Source organism: Mycobacterium sp. HUMS_12744610 (genome assembly GCF_041206865.1).
Taxonomy (GTDB): domain Bacteria; phylum Actinomycetota; class Actinomycetes; order Mycobacteriales; family Mycobacteriaceae; genus Mycobacterium; species Mycobacterium servetii.
The window spans coordinates 4,000,817-4,025,938 of sequence record NZ_JBGEDP010000001.1; the positions used below are offsets into that span (position 1 = coordinate 4,000,817).

Sequence of the window (25,122 nt, forward strand, 5' to 3'; positions counted from 1 at the left end):
GTTTTCAACAATACCGTTCGTAGAAAGACCGGACCCGCGGGACCTGCGCCCGCCGGGATGGTGACAAACGCCTCTGACCGAGCCGTGGGCGGCTCAATACGGTCGTGAGTCAGCGGCACGGCCAACCTCGGCCGGGCCGAGACGGATCGCCGATCAGCCATCGAGGCACAGAGGACGGGCCATGTCATCGCAGCACGTACCGACGGGATCTACCGGGCCGATGGGGATCGTCGTCGGCATCGACGACTCGCCCGCCGCCAGGGTGGCGGTGCAGTGGGCCGCGCGCGACGCGGAGTTGCGCAAGGCGCCGCTCACGCTCGTGCATGCGGTGTCGCCCGAGATGTCGACCTGGCTGAGAACGCCGATGCCCGCCGGGGTGATGCGCTGGCAGCAGGATCACGGTCGCCGACTGGTCGACGGGGCGCTCGAGGTGGTCGAAGGGGCGACCGAACACGGCGGTCCCCCCGCCATCCACACCGAGATCCTGACGTCCGGAGCACTTCCGGCGTTGATCGACCTGTCCGAACACGCGGGGCTGATGGTCGCGGGCGCGCAGGGCAGCGGCCGCTGGCCCGGCCGGCTGCTCGGTTCGGTCAGCTCCGCGCTGCTTCGCCACGCGCACTGCCCGGTCGTGATCGTCCACGAGGAGGATCCGTCGAGGCCGCAACCGGCCGGGGCGCCGGTGCTGGTCGGCATCGACGGCTCGCCCGCGTCCGAGTCGGCGACCGCGATCGCGTTCGACGAGGCGTCGCGCCGGCACGTCGGCCTGACCGCGCTGCATGCATGGAGTGACCTGGACGTCTCGGAATGGCCCGGAATCGATTGGCCCGCAACGCAGTCCGTGGCCGAGGAGGTGCTGGCCGAGCGGTTGGCGGGTTGGCAGGAACGGTATCCGGACGTGCACGTGCGCCGCGTCGTGGTGGAGGCCCAGCCGGCGCGACGGCTCGTCCAGGAGGCCGAACAGGCGCAGCTGGTGGTGGTCGGCAGCCGGGGCCGGGGCGGGTTCGCCGGGCTGCTGGTGGGTTCGGTCGGCGAGACCGTCGCCCAGCTGGCGCGGGTCCCGGTAATGGTCGTCCGTTAGCCGAACAGGCTTGGCCGCAAACGGCTTCACCTCACCACCACGTCGGCGGCGGCGGGGTCGCGGCGCATCCCTCGGCGTGCTGAAACTGGAACAGCTCGAGCACCCCGCGCCCGCTCGCCGGATGCGGCGACGACGTTGCGTCCGCCGTGGTTGTCGGCCAGCAGCAGTCCGACCGCCTCGACGCCGAGGGCTCGTTGCGCGTGCACGGTCACCGAGTGCAGGAACTCGACCAGGTCGAAGTCGTCGACGAGCGTATCAGACAGTTGGGCAGAGCTTTCCGTGATAGCAAGCTGCGGCTCACTCATCCCTGTGGCCTGCCGCCGCTGTCCGTGGCGGGTTCCGCGGCGTCCGAGAATCGCAGTCGTCGTTCCACCACGGGACCCGCGACCTCGGTGAGCCGCTGCTGGTGCGCGTAGGAGTATGCGCGCAGCCGTACCAGCGTCGGCGTGGACCAGGGCGTCCACCAGCTGTTCCTGGGTTCCTCGATCTCCCGGCACGCGCATCCGTGACGTACACGGTTCCAGCGACCTCACTTCCCCGGCCAGCAGCAGGCGCGCACCGCTCACGCCGACCGCCTCCACGCACGCCAGGCACTCGTCGGTCCGTCATGGCGGTCCCCTCGCGGCGCGCGAGCATCGCGATCGACGTCCAGATCCGAGACGTGCGGTCACCGTCCACCGTCAGCCACCCTCCCTGTCAGATCGCGCCGCGGCTCCGGTGATCATCCCGTCCCGGGGTCGGGCCCAGAAGTGCCAAATGTCACCTGCCCGGCTACGCGCGGACGACGAGCACCGAGCACTCGGGGTGGCGGAACAGGGGATGTCCGTGCGGGCCGATCAGCCGTGCCAGCTGTGCGGCCTCGGGTCCGCTGATGACCGCGAGCTGTACCCGCTCGTCGTTCGCGCCCAGGAAGTCGGCGATGGCGTCCCTGGTGGTGACCGGGTAGACGCGCACCTCGGGGTGGCGTTGTCGCCAGTCCCGCACCCGGTCCTCGAACGCACCGTCGGCGTGTTCGGTGAGCTCCTCGGGCCGGCCGCCCAGGACGAGCATGGGCGACCGCCGCAGCCTCGCCTCCCACGCGGCCCATTCGACGACGGCGTCGTTGCCGGGTTCGTCGGTCATGCGGACCACCACCCAGTCGATGTCGGGCGGCGGCTGCTCGGCGCCGGTGCGCAGCACAGCGACCGGGCAGTGCGCCTTCTCGGCGAGCGCGGCCGCCGCCGAGCCCAGGATCGCGCTGGCGTAGCGCCCGATCCCGACGGAGCCGACGCACACCATCCCGGCGTCGCGCGACGCCTCCACGAGCATCGGGCCGGCCGGGCCGCGCGGGATGTCGGTTTCGATGCCGACGGGTTTTCCGGCGGCCTCGAGCGCTGATCGCGCCTCGCGCAGCGCCTTTTCGGCGTGCTCGAGGTCGCGGGCGTAGTCGCCCGGGGACGGGTGCCTCAGCTTGATCACCGAGACGAGTCGCAGCGACGTGCCGCGGCCGATGGCTTCGTCGACCGCCCAGAGCGCGGCCGCGATCCCCGCGTGCGAGCCGTCGATGCCCACGACGATCGGTTTCATGGCCGGCTCCTCAGAACCCGGCACTTCCTGCGCCGGAATAGTTTTCGGCGTTCCCGCGCTCGAGGGCGCGAATCTGCTCGGCTTGGGCGAGCCGGTAGACGTCGAGCAGGCGGGTGATGTCGCTGGGGGTGACGATCCCGACCACCTGACCACCGTCGACGACCAGGGCCCGGCTGCGCGGACCGGCCGCCGCCATCCGTTCGAGCAGGGCGCTCAGCGGCTCCTGCGGTGTCGCGGTCGGCACCGCGTGCAAGGGTAGTGCGATGTCGCTCACGCTCGTGGTGGCGCGCCGGGCGGGTGGGAGGCCGCGCAGCTGTGCCAAGGTCACCAGCCCCACGATCGCGCCGTCGCGCCCGGCGACCGGATACGCCGAATGGCGATCGCCCAGCACGTAACCCTGGATGAAGTCGTCCACGCTGATCCATCCGGGCGCGCTGTGCGGACGGGCCGTCATCGCGTCGGCCACGCGCACCCCGGCGAACAGCTGCTGGGTCGAGATGCGGGTCTCCTCCTCGCGGCTGGCGGCGAAGATGAACCAACCGATGAACGCCAGCCAGACACCGCCGACGAGGCTGCCCGTCACGAATTCGGCCAGACCCAACGCGATGAGGACGTATGCCAGCACCCGTCCGGCGTGTGCGGCGCCGATCCCGGCGCGCACGATGTCGCCGTGGCGGCGCCACAGGTAGGCGCGCAGCACCCGGCCGCCGTCCAGCGGGGCGCCCGGCAACAGGTTGAATAGGCCCAGCACCAGGTTGATCATCGCCAGCCAGGACGCCACGCCCACCGCGACGGGGGCGGCGTGCATGGCCCGCAGCGCCGCGACGAGCCCGCCGAAGATCGCCGCCAGCGCCAGGCTGGTGGCCGGGCCGGCGATGGCGATCCTGAAGGCCGCTTTGGGGGTCTTGGCCTCACCGCCGAGCGTCGTCACACCGCCGAACAGCCACAGCGTCACCCCGCCCACGGACACACCCGCGCGGCGGGCGACGACGGCGTGTGCGAGCTCGTGGGCCAGCAACGAGGCCAGCAGCACCAGGGCACCGCACGCGCCGGCCAACCAGTAGCCGGCCGGCGAATACCCTTTGACGGTGCCGGGCAACGTGCTTGCCAGGCTCCAGGTGAACAGCCACAGGATGACCAGGACGCTCCAGTGGACTTTCACCGCAAAACCGGCGATTCGCCCCAGCGGGATCGCATCTCCCATCTCGAACCTCCAAAACCCCTGTCGGGTGGCCGCTTCGGCCCGTGTATGCATCCGTCCCGTATCGAAGTTAGGACCGCGCCGTTGCCGCTACTAGGGTCGTTTGACCTCGCCGGGGCGGCCAATCGGCACCGCAAAGCTCAGAATTGGCAGGTGTGGCCGATGCAGGCGCCGCTGAAGCCGGCAGCGGCCGACAGTAGGCCCTATAGATGGCCCGGACGTCGACGGTCGCGTCGGCCGGAAAGTTGACCGTTTTGGACACCGCGGCGTCGAGGAACCGCACGGCCAATTGCCTGACCTCGACGAGCCGGTCCGCAGCGCCGCCGAGAACCGTTCCGCCCATCGCGCCGAGGTGCCACGCCGGTGGTCGTCCTCGGCCGCCGCGACGCACGTGGCGGTCCGGTCCATCATCTCGCCCGTGGATTCGGCCGTCCTGTCGCGCTCATCCCGGAGCAGATAGCGTTCGCCCAGCACGGTCACCGCGGCCACGGTCGGCTTCAGCTCGTCACGCACCCCGATCAGCGCCTTGGCGGCGCGCACCTCGGCGCGGTGCCGACGCTAGGGGATGTACTTGCGGGCAACGTCATTCCGGCCCGCGGCCACCAGTTGCCCCTCGACCAGGTTATGGATCTCCTCGACGGTGGGGACGGCGCCGCGGGGCCGCCGCGACAGCGCGTCGACGACCGATCCGGGCACCGCGCGCGGCGCGGGCGACCGCCATCTCGATGCGTGACGGATCGATGGGCGCCGGACGCCCGTCGCGCCGTCGCACACTCGCCGGCCACCCGGTGGCCCGCGGCGTTCTGGTCATCACCCGCGCATCCCCGCGTTCGACCGGAATTCGCCGAACCGACGCCCAATGAGGACTTCGGTCCCTACCGTGCCGCCCGGTGCCGTGGTCGGATCGGAGACGTCGTGTCACCGGAACACACACTAGGAGCACATGATGACCGGTACCCTTCCCGCGGCGCAGAAGCCGCATACGCTGTTCCCCGAGATCTCCGACCTGCTGGCGGGATTCCCGTCGTTCGCCGGGATCCGCCCGATGTTCGACACCCGGCTGATGCGGCTGGAAGACGAGATGAAGGACGGCCGCTACGAGGTCCGTGCAGAGATTCCCGGCGTCGACCCGGCCAAGGACGTCGACATCACCGTCCGCGACGGCCAACTCACCATCAAAGCCGAACGCAGTGAGAAGAAGGAATTCGACGGCCGGTCGGAATTCTCCTACGGCTCGTTCGTCCGCACCGTGTCGCTGCCGGCCGGCGCCGACGAGGACGACATCAAGGCGACCTACGACAAGGGCATCCTGAGCGTCTCCGTGGCGGTCCCGAAGCCGGCACCCGCCGAAAAGCACGTCAAGATCGCGACCAAATAGCCAGATCCGGACGGGGCCCGGACCGCGGCATCCGGACCCCGTCACTCAAAACCGTCTGTGCCTCAATTGTTCTCGGCAGCGCTGCGCGACCGCACCGGTCCGGGCGCGGGCAGTCGTTCCACGCGGTGCTTGATGCCCAGCAACAAGCCCCGCGTGGTCAGCGCGATCAGCGGCCGGACCAGCTCCATGGCGAACACCTCGCCCGGGTGGCGCAGCGAGATCCTGGCGCGGGTAAGCAGCCGGACGCGGTCCTCCCAGTGTGGCTGCAGGTGGAACGACCACACGACGTTCCACCGCAGCTCCGGCCGGGCGGCATGCAGCACCAGATACTTCTCCGGCACAATCTCGGAAACGGTCAGCGCCACCCCGTCCGGCAGCCCCATCCAGCCGGCGGGGGCCAGGCGCACGACATCCCCGACGGCACGTTGCCGCCACTCGGGATGGATGCGGTCGGCGTCCTGATGCTGAAGGCCCAGCAGGTCTTTGACCCCCCCACAACCGTAGAAACCGCCCCGGTCCTGGCCCATCTGCAACAGCCAGGGCCACACCGCGGAGGTCGGCGCATCGATGTAGAGCGCCTCGGTGGTCTGGATGGCCGGATCGCCGACCAGGGTGTCGCCCGGCAGCGACATCTGACACTCAGCCTTGGTGGCACCCCAGTTCCGGTAGTAGCGGCGCGCCGCATACAGCAAACCGGTGAGCGTCGCCGCCTGGGCGATTCGTTTCGTCGTGGGGGCCATGAATCGAGTCTGCGCGGCGGGCCTCGCGATCCGACAGGGTCGATGGTCCTCGCGGGCGCGCCGATTCGTCCCGCGGATGGCCTTCCCGCACGCGGCGGGACAGAGGACTTTGGGCCCTTCCGCCGACGGCCCCGCGGTGGAACAATGGCCCGCGTCTGACGTGACCGGGCAGGGGCGGTCGCGGCTGAACAAAGGAGCAGGCGACCATGGGTGTCCACCCGCCGCTGATGTTTACCGATTCCGACTTAGACGACCTCGCTTGCGAATTCCTGGGCTCGCGATATGCCGGCCCCGTCTACGCCGACTGGTCGCCCGATCGACGCCTCGATACGTTCCTGCGGCGGCGCGGCCTGGCCCGGGTCGCCGACGACGGCGATCTGTCCGATCTGGTCCTGGACCACATCATGACCCACGTGGGCGTCGGCGCGCCGGCGCGCCGCGTCGCGAAGCCGTCGGAGAGGCCGGCCGCACCGCTTGGGGACTAACGGCACTATCGACCCGCGCCCCGCGCGACGGATAGTGATGCCGATCATTCGTGGATCGAAGATGACCGGCAATGGAACAGCTAACGCTGGCCGCGACGCTGGCCGAACGGATCCGCGACGTCCCACGCTTCCGGCAGCGGGTGCACAAGCACCCGTTCGAGCTCGCGGCGCCGGAATGGGTCGACGACAATGCGCTCACCCACACCGCCCTGGGCGCAGCACAATTCGTCACCGGCCTGCTCACCCCGGCGGCGGGATCCTCGCTGCACGGCTCGCTGGCGGGCATGCGGCGCTACAGCGCGGCCCGCGTGTCGCTCAAGGACGTCGAGACGGTGTGCCACACGTTCGGCGTGACCCTCAACGACGTGGCGCTCGCGGCGATCACCGACAGCTTTTCGCACCACGCTGCTGCGGCGCGGCAATAAGCCGAGGCGCAACTCGCTGCGCACGCTGATCCCGGTTTCGGTGCGCACTCCGGATGCGATGAACCGCACCGACATCCGGGTATCGGCGATGTTGCCCTCGTTGCCGGTCGAGCAGCAAGACCCGCTCACACGGTTGCAGCTGGCGCACACCCGGCTGGACAGGATCAAGGGCGGCGGTGAGCGCGAGGCGGCGAATGCCTTTGTGGCATTGACCGATTACGTCCCCTTCGTGGTCAGCGCGTGGATGGTTCGGCTGCTGACGCGGCTGCCGCAGTGCAGCATCGTCACGCCGGCAACAAACGTGCCGGGCCCGCGCCAGCGGCTCCAGGTGCTGGGTCACCCGGTCGAGCAGCTGCTGCCGGTGCCGCCGATCTCGATGCACCGTCATCAGCATGCTCAGCTACGTCGACGAACTGGCGTTCGGCATCACCGCCGACTACGACGCCGTCCCCGACGTCGACGAGCTCGCCAGCGGCATCGAACTCGGGGTCGCGCGCCTGGTCACCCGCGCCCTCTCGCGGAAGCCGGCGGGCACCAGGCAAAGCCACCGCGTCGCCAACCAGACAGGGGTCAGGCGCCCACACCCAGGCCGGATTCGAGTTCGGCCAGCGACCCTTCGGTCATCGGGATCAACGCCTCGACGTCGGGGACCACGTCGCGGCCGGCTGCGTAACCGAACCCGATCCGCCCGGCGTACGAGCACGTCGTCACGTTGAGCCCCAACCCGTCGAAAACCGTCGAGACCGGGTAAATATCCTCGACATGTGCTCCGTTCCAATACATTTCGCACTCAGGTCCGGGAACGTGCGAGATGGGCAGGTTGAATCCGGTGCGAAGCTTCTGGGTGAGCGGCAACAGCGGCGGGACCACCGTGGCGGCGATGCTGCCCGCCGTCGTCAGCAGCGACGCGGCCGCGCCGCGCTTGGCCACCCAGCGCTTCCCCTCCGCCATCGACCGGCTGATCAACGCCAGGCGTGCCACCGGGTCCTCGACGTCGGTCCCCAGCGGACACGGCCAGAGGCCGAACCTGTTGCCGTGCCGGTCATCTGCCGCAGCACCGCCATGGTCGCGCACCGTGATCGGGCAGGCCGCCACCAGCGAGCGCCCCGGCAGTTCGCCGCGGTCACCCAGCCAGCGGCGCACTGCCCCGGCCACCAGGGCGGTCACCACGTCGTTACCCGTCACCCCCGCCGCCTGCTGGACCGCCCGGATCCGATCCCTGGGCCAGGTGGCCGCGGAGACGGCGCGCTGCGGGCCGAGGCGGCCGTTGAAGCGGGTGTAGGGCGCCCCGAAGGGTAGCACGGTGGTGTGTCCGACCAGGCTGTCGAACACGGCCGACAGTTCGCCGCCGAGCACGCCGCCGATCAGCGCGGCCCCCGACGCAGCCGCGCCGACCAACGACCGAACCGGTGCGGTCACGCGAGGCAGCAGTCCGGGCCCCGGGCGCGGCGGGGTTTCGGGACGGCGATCCGCGTAGAAGTGCGGCATCGACCGGCGTTGCGCGTCGGCACTCAGCGCGTCGGCGATCATCTGGAGGCCGGCCACGCCGTCGATCACGGCGTGATGCACCTTGATGTAGAACGCGAACCGCCCCCCGGGGAGGCCGTCGATCAGGTAGGACATCCACATCGGTCCGGACCGATCGAGGCGTTCGGCGTGCAGTTCGCCGATCAGCCGCCAGAACTCGTCGCAGCCACCGGAAACGGTGCGGCGCTGCAGATGCCGGCCCATGTCGATGACCTCGACGGCGCGCCACACCCACAGGCCACCGGTGTCCACGCCGCGGTGCGGGTATCGGCGAAGCCTCGGATCGACCGGGTGGTTCATGGCCAGACCCTCGCGATGCAGCCCGTCGACGTAGCCGGGGCCGGCTTCGGCCGGGGGTGACAGGATCAGCACGACACCTGCGTGCATCGGGTTGGACACCACCTCGGCGGTCATCATCGCCGCGGCCAGTGGATCGAGTGGAGTCATTCGTCGGGCCCGGCGGCTAGGGCGTGTCTCCCAATTGGTTGTTTCCGACGCGGGAATGGATTACGGCGCAGGCCAATAGGACACCGCCGAGGTAGGTCAGGGCGTATTTGTCGTAGCGGGTCGCGATACCGCGCCATTGCTTGAGCCGGTTGTAGCCTCGTTCGACGGTGTTGCGCAGACCGTAGAGCTCGGCGTCGAACGCCGGTGGGCGACCCCCGGCCGATCCCTTGGCCTTGCGCCGGGCGATCTGGTCTTTGCGTTCGGGAATCGTGTGCTTGATTCTTCGGGAACGTAATTCGGTGCGCGTGCTCGGGTGTGAATACGCCTTGTCGGCGAGCAATCGGAAGTCGCCACCGGTCACACCGTGCTCAGCGCAGGCGTGGTCGTAGTCGTCGAGCAAAGGCAGCAACTGCGGATTGTCGCCGGCCTGGCCAGCGGTCAACCGGACCGCGACAACAGCTTCGCGCTGATCGGTCAGGGTGTGGATCTTGGTGGTCAGCCCGCCTCGCGAACGCCCAATTGCATGGTCGTCGGGTTCATCGGCGGATTTCTTGTAATTCGACAGGGCCCCCTTTTGCCAGCGTGTCCGACCGGGCACCCGCCGAATGTTGATGCGCCCGTACGTTCGTCGAATCCACCGACAACAGCTTCTCGATATCGCCGGCCATCTCGGCGTCGAACCCGAAGGCGTGCGCCACCTGAGCAAACATCACGTCATAGGTGCCATCCAGCGACCATCGGTGATGACGCTTCCACACCGTTTTCCATGGCCCGAAATCAGCGGGCAGGTCCCGCCACGGGCATCCCGTGCGAAACCGCCAGGCAATCCCCTCCAAAATCAACCGGTGATCACCAAACCTCCGGCCCCGCTTGCCCTCATGCGAAGGCATCAACGGCTCAACCACCGCCCAGAACTCGTCAGAAATCACACCAATCCGCGTCACCAGCCAATCCTGGCTGGTCAACAGTCGAAAAATTGGGAGACACGCCCTAGGCGGGGCGTCGGCGCCGCGTCGACGGACCGTCCAGCAGCCCCGACTGCCGCAGCGCGTCCCAGACGAACCGCTGCACCGGACGCGAACGGAAGAATCCGGTGTGACCGCCCGGGTACCAGACGATTTCGGGCTTGCCCCAGTGTTCCCACAGCCGGATCACCTGCTCGCGGGGATGCACGACCCGGTCGGCGACTCCCGCGTAGATGAACCGGCCCGGCTTGGGCACCAGCGGAGTGAGCGACAGGGGTGAGGTCATCCGGCCGATGGGGGCGGCCATCTCCATGGTGCGGCAGCGCGGATCATCCTTTCTCAAGCCGGAGTGGCGCCCCAGCACCTCGACCAGATTGGCCACAGGGACCCCCAGAATCGCGCAGGTGAGCCCCTTTTCGAGGCTGGCGACCAGCGACGCGATGTAGCCGCCGAGCGAGAGGCTGTTCAGCCCGATCGGCGAGTCGGGCTCCTGCATCCGGATCCAGGACAAAAGCCGGCGGATGTCGGAGACCGCCTGCGCCGTCGCGTGCACGTTGTCGAGCACGTCCTCCCCTGGGAAGATCGCGCCCTTCGGCAGGCCGCGCGCCCGGGGACCGTGCATCGGAAGGACGGGCATCACGACGTTCAGGCCGAGCTCGTCGTGCAGTTTCCAGGATCGGAACAGGGCCAGATCGAGTGGGGCGCGGCCCATCTCGGTGCCGTGCACGCACACCAGCCAGGGCCGGGGTTCGGGGTGGCGCAGCAGCAGCGCGTACTCGCGGTCGTTCGCCGTGTACCCCGCCCAGCGCTGCGCACCCGGTTCGCCGGCCCGCGGTGCGTATCCGCTGTCGAAATAGAGGCGATAGAAGGATCTCCTGCGGTCCTTGACCTTTCGCACCGTGACGTCGGACAGTGGAGGTGGTTTGGCGAAGAAGCCCTTCGGCTTCTCCAACCACCCCTTGGCACCGTAGAACTCCAGCCCCGCGGCCACCTCGCCGGTGATGCGCTCGAAAACCTGCGGTTTGCTGACCGGGCGGCGGGCCCGCAGGCCCATCAGCACGATCTCGTCCCGAAACGCCTGCGCGGTCAGGGCTGGCGTGGGGCGCGCGATCGGCAGCTCGTCGGAGGCCGGACCAAAGAAGTCGCGCCACGACTGGGCCAGATACATGCCCGTGTGCGTGAGCGGTGCGACGGAGCCGGGTAGAGCCATGGCGGCAAAACTAACGGCACCTCCGGAGGCCCGGTTAGGGTCTTACGTCCCGCCTGCAGCCGCGAAAGTCCCTGCCTGCCACAAGTAGCCCGCGACGGCGACGTGCGACGAGCCACGCCTGCCAGAGGACTTTTGTCACTCGTGCCAGCCAGCCGGCGGTCGTAGCGTCGGAGCCGTCGGCAGCAAAGCCGAAGTCCGCTGCGGCAACGGCGCCGGCAGCCAGGAGTATTGGACCGTTGAGGAGTTCGACATGACACAGACCCCGGAGAAGTCCGAACCGCGCTGGGCCGAGGTTTCCGACGACGTGCTGGAATCGCTCGAGGCCGGCCGCAAGCAGGCCATCGACGCGGTCCGCAGGTTCGTGGACCAGATCAGCCCGGTGCTGCCCGAGCAGTCGCGGCGCAAGACCGTCATCGACGCCGCCCTGAACCTGGCCGAGGAGCTGGGCACCGCGCGGATCGAGTTCATCCGCAGCGTGGTGCACAGCGCCGGCGAGGCGATGAACAAGTAGCAGTCCTCCTGTTCGGCGGCCGGTGGCAGGGTCGGCACCGCCCGGCCACCGGCTGCCGCCGCATCGAGGGCCGACCGCCGATCGACTGCCGGTCATCGCCCCGTTTCGGGCCGTGTGCCAGGCCCGCGTTATCCGGCGGTTCGCGCCAGCCGCCTTCAGCTAACATCGCCGTTTTCACGTCATCGCGAACGAAATCGATCGGCCGGGCAAAACTACGGTACGGTAACGAGTTTCGCCACACAATTTTTCCTGGCCGCAAATGCCAGCTTTTTGCGCGCAACGTGGCTACAGTTTACTCACCGGTAGAGTGAAGCAATGCACCCACACGAGCGGATGTTCTGCGTGGCGTGGTTGATCTCTTCGGGGGGAATGTCCTGTTCGATTCAGGAAAGGGCAAGCCGATGAGTTTCTTGCCGAATCCACCGGGAATCCATTCGTCCAAGCTGACAATGACCCGGAACGACTTCGAGATCGCCGTCGGGGAGGCTGCGCAGAACGCGGTGTGGAACACGCCGCATCCGCTGACCCACCACTTGGCGGAGGACGACCCGCGCCGGGTCCAGTACCTGCGGGAATACCAGCAGTCCGTCGGTTGCCAGGTGATTGCGGCGATAGTCGCGCTGCGTGCGGCGGCGTGCCGCAACAAGCGCAGGCAAGGCGTCCGCGCAGCCCTGGTGGAACCCGCCGAGGCGGTGCGCGCCTATCGGGATTCGCGCTCTTAGCACCTCGGGCGCAACGTCGTTCGACGTCCGGCTCGCCTGACATCTGCAGGACGGCGGCGCGCGCGGCCCGCTGCAGACCGACGGCCGCGGGCCAGTCCGAGCCCCCCGCCTGGATCGGCTCGCCGACGGCTCCCCGCCGCGGAAAGTGGTGCTCCGGGCGCAGAATCGCTCGGGTGCCGCGGATCGCCATCGGGACGACGGGCACCCCGGTTTCGGCGGCCACCACGAAAGCGCCCATGTGGAAAGGCCGCAACCCGGGCGCCCGGGCCAGCCGGCCTTCGGGGAAGACGACGAGCGAGTGCCCGGCCCGCACCAGGACCGCCAGCCGGTCGGCGTCGGCCAGGCTGCGTTCGCGCACGTGGCGTTCGACGAACTGATGGCCCAGCCGCCGGAGCACGAACCCGTTGAGCCCCTGATGCTCGAGCGCTTCGGCCGCCACGAAGCGGAACGCCCGCGGCAGCACCGAAGCCAGCACCAGACCGTCGATCCAGCTGAGGTGGTTGACGACCGCGATGCAGACCCCCGCCGGGAGGTGGTCGAGTCCCTGCGTGGTGACCGGCGTCCGGGTGAGGCGGGCCAGCATCCGCACCGATGTCCGGGCCACCCACCAGCGCCAGCGCGGTCGAGGCAGCAGCAGCACCGACACCGCGACCGCCAGGCCGAGCAGCGTGTAGACGACCCACGCGTAGGCGGCGAAGGCCAGGGCCGCCGCCGCGTTCCGCGCCCGGCGCAGCGACGGTGCCGCGCCGCGGAGACGCAGCCGGGCCAGCTCCCACCACACCGCATGCGGCCGGGCGCCGATCCTGCCGGTGCGGTAGACCGCCTGGCTGGCCGCCCGCCGGATCTTGCCGCTGGAGGTCTTCAGCACCGTGCGCGGTGGCGCCAGCACCACGTCGTCGGCGGCCACGCCGAGCAGATCGACGGTTGTGGACTGGATTTGCGCGCGCAGCGCGGCGCGGGCGGCCTCGTCGGCGGCCCGGGTCTCGGCCATCACGACGAGCCGTTCCGGTCCCCCCGCGGGGTCGGGTGAGGCGAACACCGCCACGCATCCCTTCCCGACACCGTCGAGGTTGCCGACGGCTTCCTCGAGTTCGGTCGGGTGCAGGTTGCGGCCCGCCCGGATGATCACGTCCTTGACCCGTCCGGTGACGTAGACGTCGGCGCCGGCGGTGTATCCCAAATCGCCGGTGTCGAGCCAGTTGCCGTGGAACAAGGCATGCGTCGCCGCCGCGTTGTGAAAGTAGCCCGCCGTCGCGGACGGCCCGCGAAACTCGATGCGCCCCTCGCGGCGGTCGCCCAGCTCGTTGCCCGCGGCGTCGACGACGCGGATCTCGTGACCCGGCAGCGGTTGACCGCAGGCGACGAATCGGCGGTCCCGCTCGCCGGGCCTGGCGGGCTCGGCCCGCCCGGACCGCACGAACGCGTCGCGGCGGATCCGGTCGATCAGCGGGCCCCTGCCCAGCGGCGGGAACGCCAGACCCACCGAGGACTCGGCCAGCCCGTACACCGGCGTCATCGCCTCCCGAAGAAACCCGTAGGGGGCGAACCGGTCTCCGAACCGCTTGATCGTCACCGGACTCACCGGCTCGGCACCGTTGTAGGCCAGCCGCCACGAGCTCGGGTCCAATCCCTGGATCTCCTCGTCGCGGATCTTGTTCAGGCACAGTTCGTAGGCGAAATTGGGGCCGGCCGACATGGTCGCCCGGTTGGCGTGGATGGCCCACAGCCAGCGAGAGGGGCGGATCAGAAACGACTGCGGGCTCATCATCACCAGCGGGACACCGAAGTACATGCAGCCGAGCCAGGCGCCGATCAGCCCCATGTCGTGGTAGAGCGGCAGCCAACTGACGAACCTGTCCGACGTGGTCGCGCCCGCGGCCTGGCCCATGGCCCGGATGTTGGCGAGCAGGTTCCGGTGCGTCAGCGCGACGCCCTTGGGCTGCCCGGTGCTGCCCGAGGTGTACTGCACCAGCGCCAGGTCGTCGGTTCGCGGTCGTGGCAGGGTGTCTTGGCTTGCGCCCGTGAGTGTTTCGGGAACGACCACATGGCGCATGCTGTCGACGTTGGCGCGCAGCAGGTGGCCGAGGGTGACGGCCTCCGGCAGGGTGACCAGGATCGCTGCCCGGGCGTTCGCGAGGATGCCGGTCGTGCGGCGCAGGTGGTCCGCGAGCTGGGAGGGCCGGGCCGGGGGGTAGACCGGGACCGGGACGGCACCGGCGAGGACCACACCGGCGAAGGTGGTGAAATACGCCCGGCCGGTGGGCAGCATGATGGCCACCGTGTCCCCCGGCATGACGTCGCGGGCGATCAGCCCCGCGGCCAGCGCGGCGGCGTCGCGGCGCAGCGCGGCATAGGTGACGTCCAGCGGGCCACCCGGATCGTCGAGGATGCGCAGGTGCAGCCGGTCCGGTGTGGCGCCGGCATGCCAGTCGAGCGCGTCGTTGAGGGTCGACGCCCCCGCCGGCGGCAGGCCGCCCTCGGCGGCGGCCGGCAAGGACGCCAGGCCTTTCGATGGAGCCTCACCCTCCCCCGCCCCGGCGCGGCCCGCCACGGGCCGGCCACGCCCGATCGCGGCGACGAGGTCGCGCGGAGTGTCGGCGTCGGCCAACAGGTGCTCCGGCAGGGCCACCCCGAACGTGTCCTGGATGCGCAGCAACAGCTCGGCGAGCTCGAGGCTGCCGATGCCCAGGTTCTCGAACGTGCTGTCCAGGGTGACCGTCGGCGGCACGGCATGCGGATGGACCTCGGTGACCAGGCCGCGTACCAGGGCCAGGACCGGAGCGGCGCGCCCGTCGGCCGTCATCGGTCAAGAGGCGGTCGGGGAGCCCGCGACTCGTTTGTGCAGACGCTCCGCGAACTCCGCGGCCCGGTCGAGGTCGCGCTCGTCCGGCCGTCCCCTGTTGATGCCGCCGACGAGCCCGAACGGCCCCACCGTGTCGAACCCGCGGCAGGAGAACGAATCGAGCACCTCGAAGCCCTTCGCGGCGAGCGGCTTTCGCAGCGTCTTCGAATACCCCAGCAGCGGGATCTCGCGCGCGCCGCTGGTGAAGAAGGTGAACGCGCGGACACCATCGACGTGTGGGAGGCGACGTATCAGGTTGCGTAGCCGCGCGTCGGGGGCCATGTAGTAGATGCCGGACCCGAACCCGACGAGGTCGTAGTCGCCGAACTTCGCGGGGTCGGCCGACTCCGGCTCGACGATCTCGGCGCCGAGCACCTCGGCCATCCGGTCGGCGACCCGCCGGGTGTTGCCGTGCGATTTCGAGACGCAGACGATGAGCGACTTCATCGCCACACTCTGCGCCGCAGCGGCACGATCCGGAAAGGGCGCAAAGGCACCTTGACGCCGGGGCATTGGTCGCCACGGCTGCAGTACTAGTCGACCGCGTGGATCACCTGGCGGGCCACGCGCCGGATCCGCCGGCACATGTCGGGGTCGAGGGGCACGTCGGCATCGGCGGGGATCTCCCCCGTCGTCGTGACCACCCCGGGCTCCTCGTGCTGCCAGCGAGCGTTCACCTTGTCGCCCAGCGCGCGGGCGGGCGGGTTGTCCGAGAAAACGCGGGCGTGGAACCGCTCGATCCCGTCGATGCGTGCGGCTAGCGCCAGCGCCCCCAACAGCAGCGTGCCGACGCCGCGGCCCTGGTAGGCGTCGGCCACGGTGAGCGCGACCTCGGCCGAGCCGTGGTCGTCCTCGTCGCGGATGAAGCGCGCGTCGGCGACGGCCGGCCCCTGCGGCCCGTCGGTGACAACCCAGACGAAGTGGTCGAGGTAGTCGACCTCGAACAGGTAGGCCAGCCGGGCGTCGGTCGGAGTGCCACCCTGGTAGCGGCGGTAGAGGGTCTGCCGCGAGAAGCAACCGTCGCTCTTGAAACGCTCGGCGTCGCCGGGCAGGACCGGACGCAGCAGCAGCGCGGCACCGTCGTTGGTCGACACCGGAATCGGAGTGATGTAGGCGGCCAGCCGCTGCCGTGCGGTGCGGACCATCCGCTCGGCGACGACCGGCATGGCCAGCATGCGGTCGAAGGCGCCGGCGTATCCGGTGTACCCGAAGACATTGTCCATCGCCGTCACCGTCGCCGTTCTGGGTTGTTCTCGCAGCAGGGCGATTTCGCCAACGACCGTTCCCGGAGCGAGCTCGGTTTCGGCAACCTGGCCTCGGGGGCCGAGGTGGCTGATCGCGACGCGGCCCGAGGTGATGATCGCAAAGGACGTCGCCCGCTCGCCCTGCCGCATCAAGACCTCGCCGGGGACCGCGCGTAGCGGCATCAGGTCGGCAGCCAGAACAGCGAGGTCTTCCGCCGGAATGCCGGCGAAGACGTCCAGCGCGGCCAACTCCTCGGCGCACACGGCGCTCGCGGGAGCCCGCTCGGCGGCCACCGCCGGCCGTGATCGGCTGCCGCGGCGCGTCATGTCACCGACCCGGGTACTTGGTCACGGGCTGTACGCTACGCGAGCGGCGCGCCCGGCGCCGGGGCAATTAGCCGATGGGCGCGGTGACAAAAGGCCCTGCCCGGCCGGCGGTTCGCCGGCGGCGATCGGGTGACTTTCGTCTCTATCCCCGCGGCCGGGATCACCGCAGGATCGGGGTTACCGATAACCCAACCCGCGGCATTCGGCACGGCACCAATGGATTAGCGAAATGACAACACCACTCGCCTCGATGGAGAGGCCGGACTTCACCAAGATCGAAAATCGCGCGCCCTCGGTGGCGCGGATGTTTCTCGACCGCGTCGCCGCCACACCGCAAGCGGAAGCCTTTCGGTACCCACAGGACCACAGCTGGGACAGCGTCACCTGGCAGCAGGTCGGTGAGCGCGTCGCCAACATCGCGGGCGGGCTGATCGCGCTGGGGATCGCCCCGGAGGACCGGGTGGCGCTCGCGTCGTCCGCGCTACGAGTGGGTGCTCGTCGACTTCGCCGTGATGTGCGCGGGCGCGGCGACCACCACGGTGTATCCGACGACGAACGCCGCCGACGTCGCCTACATCGTCGCCAATTCGGGCAGCCGCGTCGTCGTCGCCGAGGACCAGGGCCAGCTCGACAAGCTGCTCGAGCGCCGCGCCGAACTGCCCGACGTGAGCAAGGTGGTGCTCATCGACGGCAACGGTGACGGCGACTGGGTGATCAGCCTGGCCGAACTGGAGCAGCTGGGCAAGCAATTGCTCGCCGACTCCCCCGACGCCATCCGGGAACGGGTCGCGGCGATCGGCCCGGCCCAGCTCGCCAGCCTGATCTACACGTCCGGTACCACCGGGCGGCCCAAAGGGGTGCGGCTGACCCACGGGGCGTGGACCTACACCGCCGCGGCCATCGACGCGCTGAACATCCTCGGGCCCGACGACCTGAACTTCCTGTGGCTGCCGCTGGCCCATGCGTTCGGCAAGGTGATGCTGGCGTTGCCGCTGCAGATCGGTTTCCCCACGGCGATCGACGGCCGGGTCGAGAGGATCGTCGACAACCTCGCGGACCTGCGGCCGACCATCATGGGCGCGGCACCGCGCATCTTCGAAAAGGCCCACGCCCGCATCGAGGGAATGGTCGCCGAGCGGGGACTGCTCACGAAAAAGATGTTCGACTGGGCGATCGCGGTCGGCAGGAACGTGTCCGAGGCCCGGCAGGCCGGCAGAAAGCCGTCGCTGGTGTCCTCGCTGGCCTACAAGGTCGCCGACCGCCTGGTGCTGGACACCATCCGGCAGCGCTTCGGCGGCCGGTTGCGGTTCTTCGTCTCGGCGGCCGCCGCCCTGGACCGCGACGTCGCGCGGTGGTTCGACGCCGTCGGGATCGTGGTGCTCGAGGGCTACGGGCTGACCGAGACCGCGGCCGCCTCGTTCATCAACCGCCCCCACGCCTACCGGTTCGGGACGGTCGGCTGGCCATTCCCGGCCACCGAGGTGAGGATCGCCGACGACGGCGAGATCCTGCTGCGGGGGCCGGGGCTGATGACCGCCTACCACGACCTGCCGGACGCCACCGCCGAAGCGCTCGACGCCGACGGCTGGTTCCACACCGGTGACGTCGGGGAGATCGACGCCGACGGGTTCCTGCGGATCACCGACCGCAAAAAGGACATGTTCAAGACCTCGCAAGGCAAATACGTTGCGCCGTCGGCGATCGACGCGAAGTTCAAGGGCCTGTGCCCGTATGCCAGCGAGCTGCTCGTGTACGGGGAGGGCAAGCCGTACTGCGTGGGGCTGGTCAGCCTCGACGGCGAGGCGATCGCGGACTGGGCCGCCAAGAACGGCTTGGCGGGCAAGCCTTTTGCCGAGATCGCGCACGACGAGAGGACGCGGGAGCTGATCGCGGGATACATCGACGCGCTCAACCTGGAGTTGAACCGCTGGGAGCAGATCAAGAAGTTCACGATCGCCGACCACGAGCTCTCGGTCGAGTCCGGTGACCTGACACCGAGCCTGAAGCTACGCCGTAAGGCCGTGATCGAGAAGTTCGCGGACCGGCTGTCGGCGCTCTACGAGCAATGACCCCCGGGGCCCTGTTCACCGACCTCTACGAGGTCACGATGGCGCAGGCCTACCTGGCCCGGGGCATGTCGGGAACGGCGGTGTTCGAGACGTTCTTCCGCAAGCTTCCCGAGACCCGGTCCTACGTCATGGCCGCCGGATTGCCCGACGTGCTCGAGCATTTGGAGACACTGCACTTCACCCGGGCCGACATCGACTACCTGCGCGGACTGGGCTTGTTCACCGACGAGTTCCTGCGGGCGCTCGCCACCGTGCGGTTCACCGGCGACGTGTGGGCGGTGCCGGAGGGCACGGTGGTCTTTCCCCACGAGCCGATCGTGCAGGTGATCGCGCCGATCCTTGAGGCCCAGCTCGCCGAGACGTTCGTGGTGAACCAGATTCACCTGCAGAGCGTGCTGGCCAGCAAGGCCGCCCGCGTGGTCGACGCCGCGCGCGGCCGCACGGTGGTGGACTTCGGGGCGCGGCGCGCACACGGCACCGACGCGGCGCTCAAAGTCGCGCGGGCCGGCTACCTCGCCGGCCTGGCGGGCACCTCGAACCTGCTCGCTGCCCGCGAGTACGGGATTCCCGCGTTCGGCACGATGGCGCACAGCTTCGTGCAGGCTTTCGACAGCGAACTCGACGCGTTCGACGCGTTCGCCCGGATCTACCCCGGCACCACGTTGCTCGTCGACACCTTCGACACGCTGCGCGGCGTCGATCGCGTCATCGAGCTGACCCGCCGTGGCGCGGGTGTCGACGTGGCGGCGATCCGCCTCGACTCCGGGGACCTGGGCGCCCTAGCGAAGGCCGCCCGCGCGAAGCTCGACGCCGCGGGACTGAACCACATCGAGATCTTCGCCTCGTCGGGTCTCGACGAGTACCGCATCGCCGCGCTCGTGGCCGACGGATCCCCGATCGACGCGTTCGCCGTCGGCACCAAAGTCGTTGTTTCCCAGGATGCGCCCGCCCTCGACATGGCATACAAACTGGTGGAGTACGACGGCACCGGGCGGACCAAGTTCTCCAGCGGCAAGGTGATCTACCCGGGCCGCAAACAGGTGCTGCGGCGGCTGGCGGACGGCGTGTTCGCCGGCGATACCATCGCCCGGCCCGGCGAAGACTTCGGCGGCGAACCGCTGCTGGTGCCCGTCATGAAGGACGGCCGGCGCATGCCGCGCCACGATTCGGGCCTGGCGGAGTCGCGTGAGCGGGCGCGTCGGCAGATCGACCGGCTGCCGCCCGCGCTGCGCGCCCTGGACGCCGGCGAGCGGACCTACCCCGTGCAGGTCAGCCCGAGCATCACCGGCGAACTCGACGCGTTGCGGCACGCCCGGCAGGCGCGATGACCTTAGGCCCGAATCTGGGGGCTAACGACCCTCGCGTGCCCGCGCCCGGCGTTCCTAGCGTGATGCGATGCGATCAGAACGCCTCAAATGGCTGGCAAAAGCCGAAGGCCCCTTCGCGTCGGTGTACTTCGATGACTCCCACAACACCCTGGACGCCGTCGAGGTGCAGGAGACGCAGTGGCACGATATTCACGCCCGGCTCGAGGGCATGGGTGCGGCCGCGGAGCTGCTGGGCATGCTCGACGGGGCCGTGCTCAATCACCGGCCCGCCGTCGGGCGGCGCGGCCGCGCGGTGATCGCGACCGCCGAACAGGTGCTGGTCAACGAGCAGCTGGCCACCCCACCACCGGCCACCGTGGTCCGCCTGTCGGATTACCCCTACGTCCTGCCGTTGATCGACCTCGAAATGCGGCTCCCGACTTACGTGCTCGCCACGGTCGACCACGCCGGCGCCGACGTGAGCCTGTATCAGGGGACCGCGGTCAGCTCGAAGAGCATCGGCGGTGTCGGTTACCCGGTGCACAAGCCGGTGACAGCCGGCTGGAACGGTTACGGCGACCTTCAGCACACGACCGATGAGGCCGTGCGCATGAACTGCCGGGCCGTCGCCGACCATCTGACGCGGTTGGTGGACGAATCCCACCCCGAGGTGGTGTTCGTCAGCGGTGACGCCCGTTCGCTCGCCGAGCTGGTCCCCGCATTGCCCAAGCGGGTTGCCGACCGGGTGACACAGCTGCACGCGGGTACCCGCAAGAGCGCTATCGGCGCGGATGAGATCCGCGAGCTGACGGCCGCGGAGTTCGACCGGCGCCGCGGCGCCGAGATGGCCGACGTGGCCGAGCGCTTCGAAGCCGAACGCGGGCGCGACTCGGGCCTGGCGGTCGAGGGGCTGGCCGCCGTCTGCGCGGCGCTGCGCGACGGCGACGTCGACACGCTGATCGTCGGCGATCCGGGCGATGCCACCGTGGTCACCGCCGAGGCGCTGACGACCATCGCCCCCGACGCCGACGCGCTCTCCGAGCTCGGCGAACCGGTGGTACGGGTGGCGCGGGCCGACGAGGCGTTGCCGTTCAGCGCGATCGCGGTGGGCGCCGCCGTGATGCGCGCCGATAAACGGATCGCCCCGGCCGACGGGGTGGGTGCGGTGCTGCGCTACGCCGTCGCCGAGAGGTCCGGCCGTCGGGGCGCGTAGAAGCGGGCACCAGCTCTGCGAAATATCATGGCGGAAAGCGCTTCCGGGCACCGGGCTCTACCGCACATCGTGGCGATGGCGGCGATGGCCAACTCCGGTGGCGCCAAACGCCAATTGCTCACCGCGGCAACGCGCCGGGTATTCGATGACTAAACCGCGAGCGCGCTGGATCTGCTCTACGACGTATCGCACAATCTGGTTAATTTAAGATCGAAGTGACTCCGTCGACGGCCGGCCGCGCTGCCTGTGCGTTCACCGCAGAGGCGCCACCCGCTCACTGCCGCCGCATCACGCCGAACTGCCCGACGGGCTGGCATCGATCGGTCAACCGGTGCTCATCCCGGGAACGATGGGCACGGCGTCGTATGCGCTCGCCGGGGTGGTCGGCAATCCCGCGTTCTATTCCACCGCACACGGTGCCGGGCGCGTGCAGAGCCGTCATCAGGCGGCCCGCCACACCAGCGGAGGGCAGATACGTACCCGCCTTACGGCGGGCGGCATCCTCGTGCACGGCACCGCCCGCAGGGGAATCACCGAGGAAAAACCCGAGGCGTACAAGGAAATCGACCACGTCATCGAGGCCAGTCACCACGGCGGCCTGGCACGCAAGGTCGCCCGCCTGGTCCCGCTGGGGGTCGTCAAGGGCTGAGTCGAGAGCGGCGGTCCCGGACAGGGGGGAGTTTCCGGGACCGCCGCGGCACGGGGGTTTCATGCTCTCGACGGTTTACGCCGCGCGCTCAGTTCGCCGGTGTGATGAGCCCGTAATGACCGTCGTAGCGGTGGTACAGCACGCTGCCGCGCTCGCGTGCGGTGTCGACGAAGAACAGAAACGGCAGGCCGAGCAGCCCGATCCGTTCGATCGCCTGCTCGACGGTAAGCCGCGGGGCGGGCGCGGGACTGATGGTCAGCGGAAGCTCGAATGGTGCCAGGTCGTCGGCGGACTGCGGATCGATCTGCGCCAAGCGGTATTCGGCGGGGCCGCCCCGATAGAGCACGCTGTCTTGCCTGGTGCCCTTCTCGGTGAAGAGATGGAAGTCGTAGTCGAGCAGTTCCATCTCGAACCCGGCCTCGTCGACGGTGCACATGGGCACGCTGAACGACTTGTGCCGCATGACCCGACGTTCGCTTTCGGGCCGGGGGAAGTAATGCGGCCGGTGGGCGGGCTCGGACTGGTGCCGCCATTCGTGCGGCCCGCGGCGGGGCGTCCCGCCCCGCCTGGCTTCCCAGTGCTCGGCGCTGCGTTCCAGCCGGTGGCGCAGCCGCGCCTCGAGGCGGTCGACGGCCTCGCGCGCCGTGACCCCTTCGACCTGGGCGCGGACCAGCCGGCCGTCGACGTCGAGGTTCGCCTGCGCGATAACCCGGCGGGCGACCGCCGGGTCGCCGTGCTCGCTCAGCCGAACGTGAGCGTGCAGCACCGGCTCGTGGGTGAGCCGGCCGAGCTCACCGACCTTGGTCCGGGCGTAGTCGTCGGCGCCGGCCAGCCGGCCGTGCGTCGTGACCTCCACCTCAAAGGCGGCCGGTAACTCGGGGCGTTGTCTCATCATTCGTTGCTACGCTACGCTTTCAGGATTCGTTGCTGCAGGGCCAAAGGTCAGTGATGCAGCCGGGTGACCGGCTGATGGGTGCTGGTCTGGATGTCGGTCGACGTCAGCGCGAACAACTGGTTCGCCAGATCCGTCAGTGCGCGGGCGATGGCAAGCTCCTCGCCAATCTTGGCCACCGGCTCGTCGAGCGGGTCGACTCGCGCCAGGCCGATGCCGACGAGGGAGTTGCCCGCCCAGGACAGCCTCGCCTTGGCCCGGGTCCGCTCCTCGTGCTCGTCGATCAGCACGTCGATGTGGCAGGTCATACCGCCCTCGTGGTTGGCCGTCATCTACGGTCTCCTCGCGTTCATGGCTGGTCCCGATTCGACCACCGCCACACGACGCGCAGTAGGGGCGGAAGTCCCGAGTCGCGGGGCCGTTGATCGACCGTCCGAGCACGTCGTGGTGTGACATTCGGCCAGGCTCCCGCAGGGCTTAAGGCCCTACGCCCGCCGGCCGGCTGTGCCGTACAAACGTCGTAGCGATTCGGCGACAAAGGGATGCGCGTTCGTCGCGGCGGCCAGACGGGCACACCGACGGCTCCGCTGTCGGTCGGCGGAATCGTGTCGGCCTGGAGGGACGTCGTGTCGTTGAATCTGCCCGATATGACCCAGGTCCTGCGGGAAACGACGCGCAGGGGCGTGGGCAGCCACCGATGGCAGCGACCGCTCTACGTGGATCTGCTACCGCCGTGCAATCACGCCTGCCCGGCCGGCGAGAACATCCAGGCCTGGCTGGCCCACGCGCACGACGGAGAATACGAAAAGGCGTGGCGGGCGCTCGTCGAGGACAATCCGCTGCCGTCGACTCACGGGCGGGCGTGCTATCACCCCTGCGAAAGCGGCTGCAACCGCGCGTCACTGGACACATCCGTGGCGATCCACGCCGTCGAGCGCTTCCTGGGCGATCTCGCGGCCGACGAAGCCTGGCGCGTGCCCGTCGCGGCACCCAGCGGTAAGTCGGTTCTGGTCGTCGGCGCGGGTCCGGGCGGGCTGGCGTGCGCCTATCACCTGGCGCGCATGGGTCACCGTGTCGAGATCCGGGATGCCGCCGAGGAACCCGGCGGGATGATGACCTGCGGCATCCCGGCTTATCGCCTGCCGCGCGAACCGCTGCGCCAGGAGGTCGCCCGCATCACTGCCATGCCGGGGATCACCCTCACGTGCGGCCATCGCGTCGAGGATGTGGCCGGCGAGATGCGCACTGGCGGCTTCGACGCCGTCTTCGTGGCCGTCGGCGCCCAGGAGGCCAACCACCTGGACATTCCGGCGATGGACGGCAAAAAGCTCACCGACGCGGTCGCGCTGCTCGGCGAGGCGAAAAAGGGTCGCCAACCCCGGCTCGGCCGTGCGGTGGCGGTCATCGGTGGCGGCGATGTCGCCATGGATGCCGCTCGCACCGCCCGGCGGCTCGGGGCACGCGACGCGGTGCTGGTGTACCGCCGCGACGAGTCCCATCTCGCGGCATCGCCCGGCGAGGCCCGCGAGGCGTTCGCGGAGGGCGTGAAGATCAAGTGGCTCAGCACCGTCGAACAGTTCGGCGCCGCGGGGATTCTGATCGAAAAGGTCGCGATGAACCCCGACGGCAGCCTTACCCCGACCGGCGAAACCGAGCGCATTGCCGCCGATTCGGTCGTGCTGGCCATCGGCCAGCACAGCGACCTGTCCTTGCTGCGCGGCGCGGCCGGTGTCCGGATCAACCCGGACAATGTGGTGCAGGTGGACGAGGTCTTGATGACCGGGCACCCGGGGGTCTTCGCCGGCGGGGACTGCATCGGCGGCCCCCGGACCATGACCGCGGCCGTCGGGCACGGCAAGCTGGCGGCACGCGCCATGGACGCCTGGATGAGAGGCGAAACCTACCGGCACCCGCCCTCGCACCCGCTGGTCACCTTCGACATGCTGCATCTGCTCGACTACTTGGACGCCCCGCGCAGCCAACAGCCCGAAGTCCCGCCCGCGCAGCGCGGCGGGTTCGGCGAAATCGTGGCGGGTCTGGACGAAACGCAGGCGCGCTACGAGGCACAACGCTGCCTGTCGTGCGGCAACTGCTTCGAATGCGACAACTGCTACGCGGCCTGCCCCGAACAGGCGATCACCCGCCTGGGCCCCGGGCGCGGCTACAGCGTCGAACTCGACCTGTGTACCGGCTGCGCAACGTGTTTCGAGCAGTGCCCGTGCCACGCCATCGAGATGGTGCCCGAGCCGCCCGGGCAGCCCGCGCCGTCGGGCAGGCACCGCGAAGCGTTGACGCCGAGCAGTTTCAAGGTACGGAGATAG

Annotated in this window: 20 protein-coding genes and 5 pseudogenes; 12 read left to right on the top strand and 13 right to left on the bottom strand. The window is 69.6% G+C overall.

Features of this window, described 5'->3' with window-relative positions:
- The first annotated feature begins 220 nt into the window (after positions 1-220).
- On the top strand, positions 221-1,081 hold the full coding sequence (locus AB8998_RS19090) for a universal stress protein (RefSeq protein ID WP_369741655.1): 861 nt from the start codon (positions 221-223) through the stop codon (positions 1,079-1,081).
- A gap of 26 nt (positions 1,082-1,107) precedes the next feature.
- Here AB8998_RS19090 and AB8998_RS19095 read toward each other — a convergent pair whose 3' ends face one another.
- From AB8998_RS19095 to AB8998_RS19110, 4 genes and pseudogenes are all read right to left on the bottom strand, one after another.
- Positions 1,108-1,386 carry a hypothetical protein gene (locus tag AB8998_RS19095; RefSeq protein WP_369739301.1) on the bottom strand — a complete coding sequence of 93 codons (279 nt, stop codon included), beginning with the start codon at positions 1,384-1,386 and terminating at the stop codon, positions 1,108-1,110.
- Between the two features lie 466 nt (positions 1,387-1,852).
- On the bottom strand, positions 1,853-2,647 hold the full coding sequence (locus tag AB8998_RS19100; protein ID WP_369739302.1) for a universal stress protein: 795 nt from the start codon (positions 2,645-2,647) through the stop codon (positions 1,853-1,855).
- Positions 2,648-2,657: 10 nt separating this feature from the next.
- Positions 2,658-3,851: a site-2 protease family protein gene (locus AB8998_RS19105; protein ID WP_369739303.1), complete on the bottom strand. Its 1,194-nt coding sequence runs from the start codon at positions 3,849-3,851 to the stop codon at positions 2,658-2,660.
- 309 nt (positions 3,852-4,160) lie between these two features.
- Positions 4,161-4,659 (bottom strand): annotated as a pseudogene (locus AB8998_RS19110) (ATP cone domain-containing protein); the annotation flags it as partial.
- 135 nt (positions 4,660-4,794) lie between these two features.
- Here AB8998_RS19110 and AB8998_RS19115 point away from each other — a divergent pair.
- The gene (locus tag AB8998_RS19115; RefSeq protein WP_369739304.1) at positions 4,795-5,226 is read left to right on the top strand and encodes an Hsp20/alpha crystallin family protein; all 432 of its coding nucleotides are present in this window, start codon (positions 4,795-4,797) and stop codon (positions 5,224-5,226) included.
- Positions 5,227-5,288: 62 nt separating this feature from the next.
- Here the strand turns inward: AB8998_RS19115 and AB8998_RS19120 are convergent, their stop codons facing one another.
- Positions 5,289-5,966 (bottom strand): SRPBCC family protein, encoded by a 678-nt coding sequence (locus AB8998_RS19120; RefSeq protein WP_369739305.1) that lies wholly within the window; start codon positions 5,964-5,966, stop codon positions 5,289-5,291.
- Positions 5,967-6,172: 206 nt separating this feature from the next.
- Here AB8998_RS19120 and AB8998_RS19125 point away from each other — a divergent pair, with 206 nt between their 5' ends.
- The 4 genes and pseudogenes from AB8998_RS19125 to AB8998_RS19140 form a co-directional block, all read left to right on the top strand.
- Complete coding sequence (locus AB8998_RS19125) at positions 6,173-6,451, top strand: hypothetical protein (RefSeq protein WP_369739306.1); 279 nt, start codon at positions 6,173-6,175, stop codon at positions 6,449-6,451.
- Between the two features lie 71 nt (positions 6,452-6,522).
- Positions 6,523-6,876, top strand: coding sequence for a wax ester/triacylglycerol synthase domain-containing protein (locus AB8998_RS19130; RefSeq protein WP_369739307.1), 354 nt, complete (start codon positions 6,523-6,525; stop codon positions 6,874-6,876).
- A gap of 88 nt (positions 6,877-6,964) precedes the next feature.
- A pseudogene (locus AB8998_RS19135) lies at positions 6,965-7,192 on the top strand (WS/DGAT domain-containing protein); the annotation flags it as partial.
- A gap of 76 nt (positions 7,193-7,268) precedes the next feature.
- Positions 7,269-7,313, top strand: a pseudogene (locus AB8998_RS19140) (hypothetical protein); the annotation flags it as partial.
- Positions 7,314-7,446: 133 nt separating this feature from the next.
- Here AB8998_RS19140 and AB8998_RS19145 read toward each other — a convergent pair.
- From AB8998_RS19145 to AB8998_RS19155, 3 genes and pseudogenes are all read right to left on the bottom strand, one after another.
- A complete protein-coding gene (locus AB8998_RS19145) occupies positions 7,447-8,850 on the bottom strand; it encodes a wax ester/triacylglycerol synthase family O-acyltransferase (RefSeq protein WP_369739308.1) in 1,404 nt (467 codons plus the stop codon).
- A gap of 16 nt (positions 8,851-8,866) precedes the next feature.
- A pseudogene (locus AB8998_RS19150) lies at positions 8,867-9,794 on the bottom strand (IS5 family transposase).
- Between the two features lie 46 nt (positions 9,795-9,840).
- The gene (locus AB8998_RS19155) at positions 9,841-11,025 is read right to left on the bottom strand and encodes an alpha/beta hydrolase family protein (RefSeq protein WP_369739309.1); all 1,185 of its coding nucleotides are present in this window, start codon (positions 11,023-11,025) and stop codon (positions 9,841-9,843) included.
- A gap of 250 nt (positions 11,026-11,275) precedes the next feature.
- Between AB8998_RS19155 and AB8998_RS19160 the strand changes: the two genes are divergently transcribed.
- Positions 11,276-11,536, top strand: a complete 261-nt coding sequence (locus tag AB8998_RS19160) for a hypothetical protein (RefSeq protein ID WP_369739310.1) — start codon at positions 11,276-11,278, stop codon at positions 11,534-11,536.
- 285 nt (positions 11,537-11,821) lie between these two features.
- Here AB8998_RS19160 and AB8998_RS19165 read toward each other — a convergent pair whose 3' ends face one another.
- The 3 genes from AB8998_RS19165 to AB8998_RS19175 all read right to left on the bottom strand — a co-directional run bounded on the left by AB8998_RS19165 (position 11,822) and on the right by AB8998_RS19175 (position 16,671).
- Positions 11,822-15,061: an AMP-binding protein gene (locus tag AB8998_RS19165; protein WP_369739311.1), complete on the bottom strand. Its 3,240-nt coding sequence runs from the start codon at positions 15,059-15,061 to the stop codon at positions 11,822-11,824.
- A gap of 3 nt (positions 15,062-15,064) precedes the next feature.
- Positions 15,065-15,547 carry a flavodoxin family protein gene (locus AB8998_RS19170; protein ID WP_369739312.1) on the bottom strand — a complete coding sequence of 161 codons (483 nt, stop codon included), beginning with the start codon at positions 15,545-15,547 and terminating at the stop codon, positions 15,065-15,067.
- Positions 15,548-15,633: 86 nt separating this feature from the next.
- Complete coding sequence (locus AB8998_RS19175) at positions 15,634-16,671, bottom strand: GNAT family N-acetyltransferase (RefSeq protein ID WP_369739313.1); 1,038 nt, start codon at positions 16,669-16,671, stop codon at positions 15,634-15,636.
- A gap of 229 nt (positions 16,672-16,900) precedes the next feature.
- On the opposite strand from AB8998_RS19175, the pseudogene AB8998_RS19180 reads away from it, so the two are divergent.
- The 4 genes and pseudogenes from AB8998_RS19180 (at position 16,901) to AB8998_RS19195 (ending at position 21,909) form a co-directional block, all read left to right on the top strand.
- Positions 16,901-18,740, top strand: a pseudogene (locus AB8998_RS19180) (AMP-dependent synthetase/ligase).
- Positions 18,737-20,068 carry a nicotinate phosphoribosyltransferase gene (locus AB8998_RS19185; RefSeq protein ID WP_369739314.1) on the top strand — a complete coding sequence of 444 codons (1,332 nt, stop codon included), beginning with the start codon at positions 18,737-18,739 and terminating at the stop codon, positions 20,066-20,068. The pseudogene AB8998_RS19180 and the gene AB8998_RS19185 overlap by 4 nt, the downstream one beginning before the upstream one ends.
- Positions 20,069-20,135: 67 nt before the next feature.
- Entirely contained in the window at positions 20,136-21,260 is a 1,125-nt protein-coding gene (locus AB8998_RS19190) for an Rv2629 family ribosome hibernation factor (RefSeq protein WP_369739315.1), read from the top strand.
- A 298-nt stretch (positions 21,261-21,558) separates the two neighbouring features.
- On the top strand, positions 21,559-21,909 hold the full coding sequence (locus AB8998_RS19195; protein WP_369741656.1) for an RtcB family protein: 351 nt from the start codon (positions 21,559-21,561) through the stop codon (positions 21,907-21,909).
- A gap of 88 nt (positions 21,910-21,997) precedes the next feature.
- On the opposite strand, the gene AB8998_RS19200 is transcribed toward AB8998_RS19195, so the two are convergent.
- Positions 21,998-22,801: a sigma 54 modulation/S30EA ribosomal C-terminal domain-containing protein gene (locus AB8998_RS19200; protein WP_369739316.1), complete on the bottom strand. Its 804-nt coding sequence runs from the start codon at positions 22,799-22,801 to the stop codon at positions 21,998-22,000.
- A 50-nt stretch (positions 22,802-22,851) separates the two neighbouring features.
- Positions 22,852-23,133, bottom strand: a complete 282-nt coding sequence (locus AB8998_RS19205; protein ID WP_369739317.1) for a DUF1876 domain-containing protein — start codon at positions 23,131-23,133, stop codon at positions 22,852-22,854.
- 294 nt (positions 23,134-23,427) lie between these two features.
- On the opposite strand from AB8998_RS19205, the gene AB8998_RS19210 reads away from it, so the two are divergent.
- Positions 23,428-25,122 carry an NAD(P)-binding protein gene (locus tag AB8998_RS19210; RefSeq protein WP_369739318.1) on the top strand — a complete coding sequence of 565 codons (1,695 nt, stop codon included), beginning with the start codon at positions 23,428-23,430 and terminating at the stop codon, positions 25,120-25,122.

Excerpts from the sequence above, each read along its gene's own strand:
- AB8998_RS19100 (WP_369739302.1), bottom strand. The coding sequence starts at position 2,647 with ATGAAACCGATCGTCGTGGGCATCGACGGCTCGCACGCGGGGATCGCG.
- AB8998_RS19170 (WP_369739312.1), bottom strand. The coding sequence starts at position 15,547 with ATGAAGTCGCTCATCGTCTGCGTCTCGAAATCGCACGGCAACACCCGG.
- AB8998_RS19115 (WP_369739304.1), top strand. The coding sequence starts at position 4,795 with ATGACCGGTACCCTTCCCGCGGCGCAGAAGCCGCATACGCTGTTCCCC.
- AB8998_RS19160 (WP_369739310.1), top strand. The coding sequence starts at position 11,276 with ATGACACAGACCCCGGAGAAGTCCGAACCGCGCTGGGCCGAGGTTTCC.
- AB8998_RS19095 (WP_369739301.1), bottom strand. The coding sequence starts at position 1,386 with ATGAGTGAGCCGCAGCTTGCTATCACGGAAAGCTCTGCCCAACTGTCT.
- AB8998_RS19090 (WP_369741655.1), top strand. The coding sequence starts at position 221 with ATGGGGATCGTCGTCGGCATCGACGACTCGCCCGCCGCCAGGGTGGCG.
- AB8998_RS19125 (WP_369739306.1), top strand. The coding sequence starts at position 6,173 with ATGGGTGTCCACCCGCCGCTGATGTTTACCGATTCCGACTTAGACGAC.
- AB8998_RS19105 (WP_369739303.1), bottom strand. The coding sequence starts at position 3,851 with ATGGGAGATGCGATCCCGCTGGGGCGAATCGCCGGTTTTGCGGTGAAA.
- AB8998_RS19190 (WP_369739315.1), top strand. The coding sequence starts at position 20,136 with ATGCGATCAGAACGCCTCAAATGGCTGGCAAAAGCCGAAGGCCCCTTC.
- AB8998_RS19130 (WP_369739307.1), top strand. The coding sequence starts at position 6,523 with ATGGAACAGCTAACGCTGGCCGCGACGCTGGCCGAACGGATCCGCGAC.
- AB8998_RS19165 (WP_369739311.1), bottom strand. The coding sequence starts at position 15,061 with ATGACGGCCGACGGGCGCGCCGCTCCGGTCCTGGCCCTGGTACGCGGC.
- AB8998_RS19175 (WP_369739313.1), bottom strand. The coding sequence starts at position 16,671 with ATGACGCGCCGCGGCAGCCGATCACGGCCGGCGGTGGCCGCCGAGCGG.
- AB8998_RS19120 (WP_369739305.1), bottom strand. The coding sequence starts at position 5,966 with ATGGCCCCCACGACGAAACGAATCGCCCAGGCGGCGACGCTCACCGGT.
- AB8998_RS19155 (WP_369739309.1), bottom strand. The coding sequence starts at position 11,025 with ATGGCTCTACCCGGCTCCGTCGCACCGCTCACGCACACGGGCATGTAT.
- AB8998_RS19200 (WP_369739316.1), bottom strand. The coding sequence starts at position 22,801 with ATGAGACAACGCCCCGAGTTACCGGCCGCCTTTGAGGTGGAGGTCACG.
- AB8998_RS19205 (WP_369739317.1), bottom strand. The coding sequence starts at position 23,133 with ATGACGGCCAACCACGAGGGCGGTATGACCTGCCACATCGACGTGCTG.
- AB8998_RS19145 (WP_369739308.1), bottom strand. The coding sequence starts at position 8,850 with ATGACTCCACTCGATCCACTGGCCGCGGCGATGATGACCGCCGAGGTG.
- AB8998_RS19185 (WP_369739314.1), top strand. The coding sequence starts at position 18,737 with ATGACCCCCGGGGCCCTGTTCACCGACCTCTACGAGGTCACGATGGCG.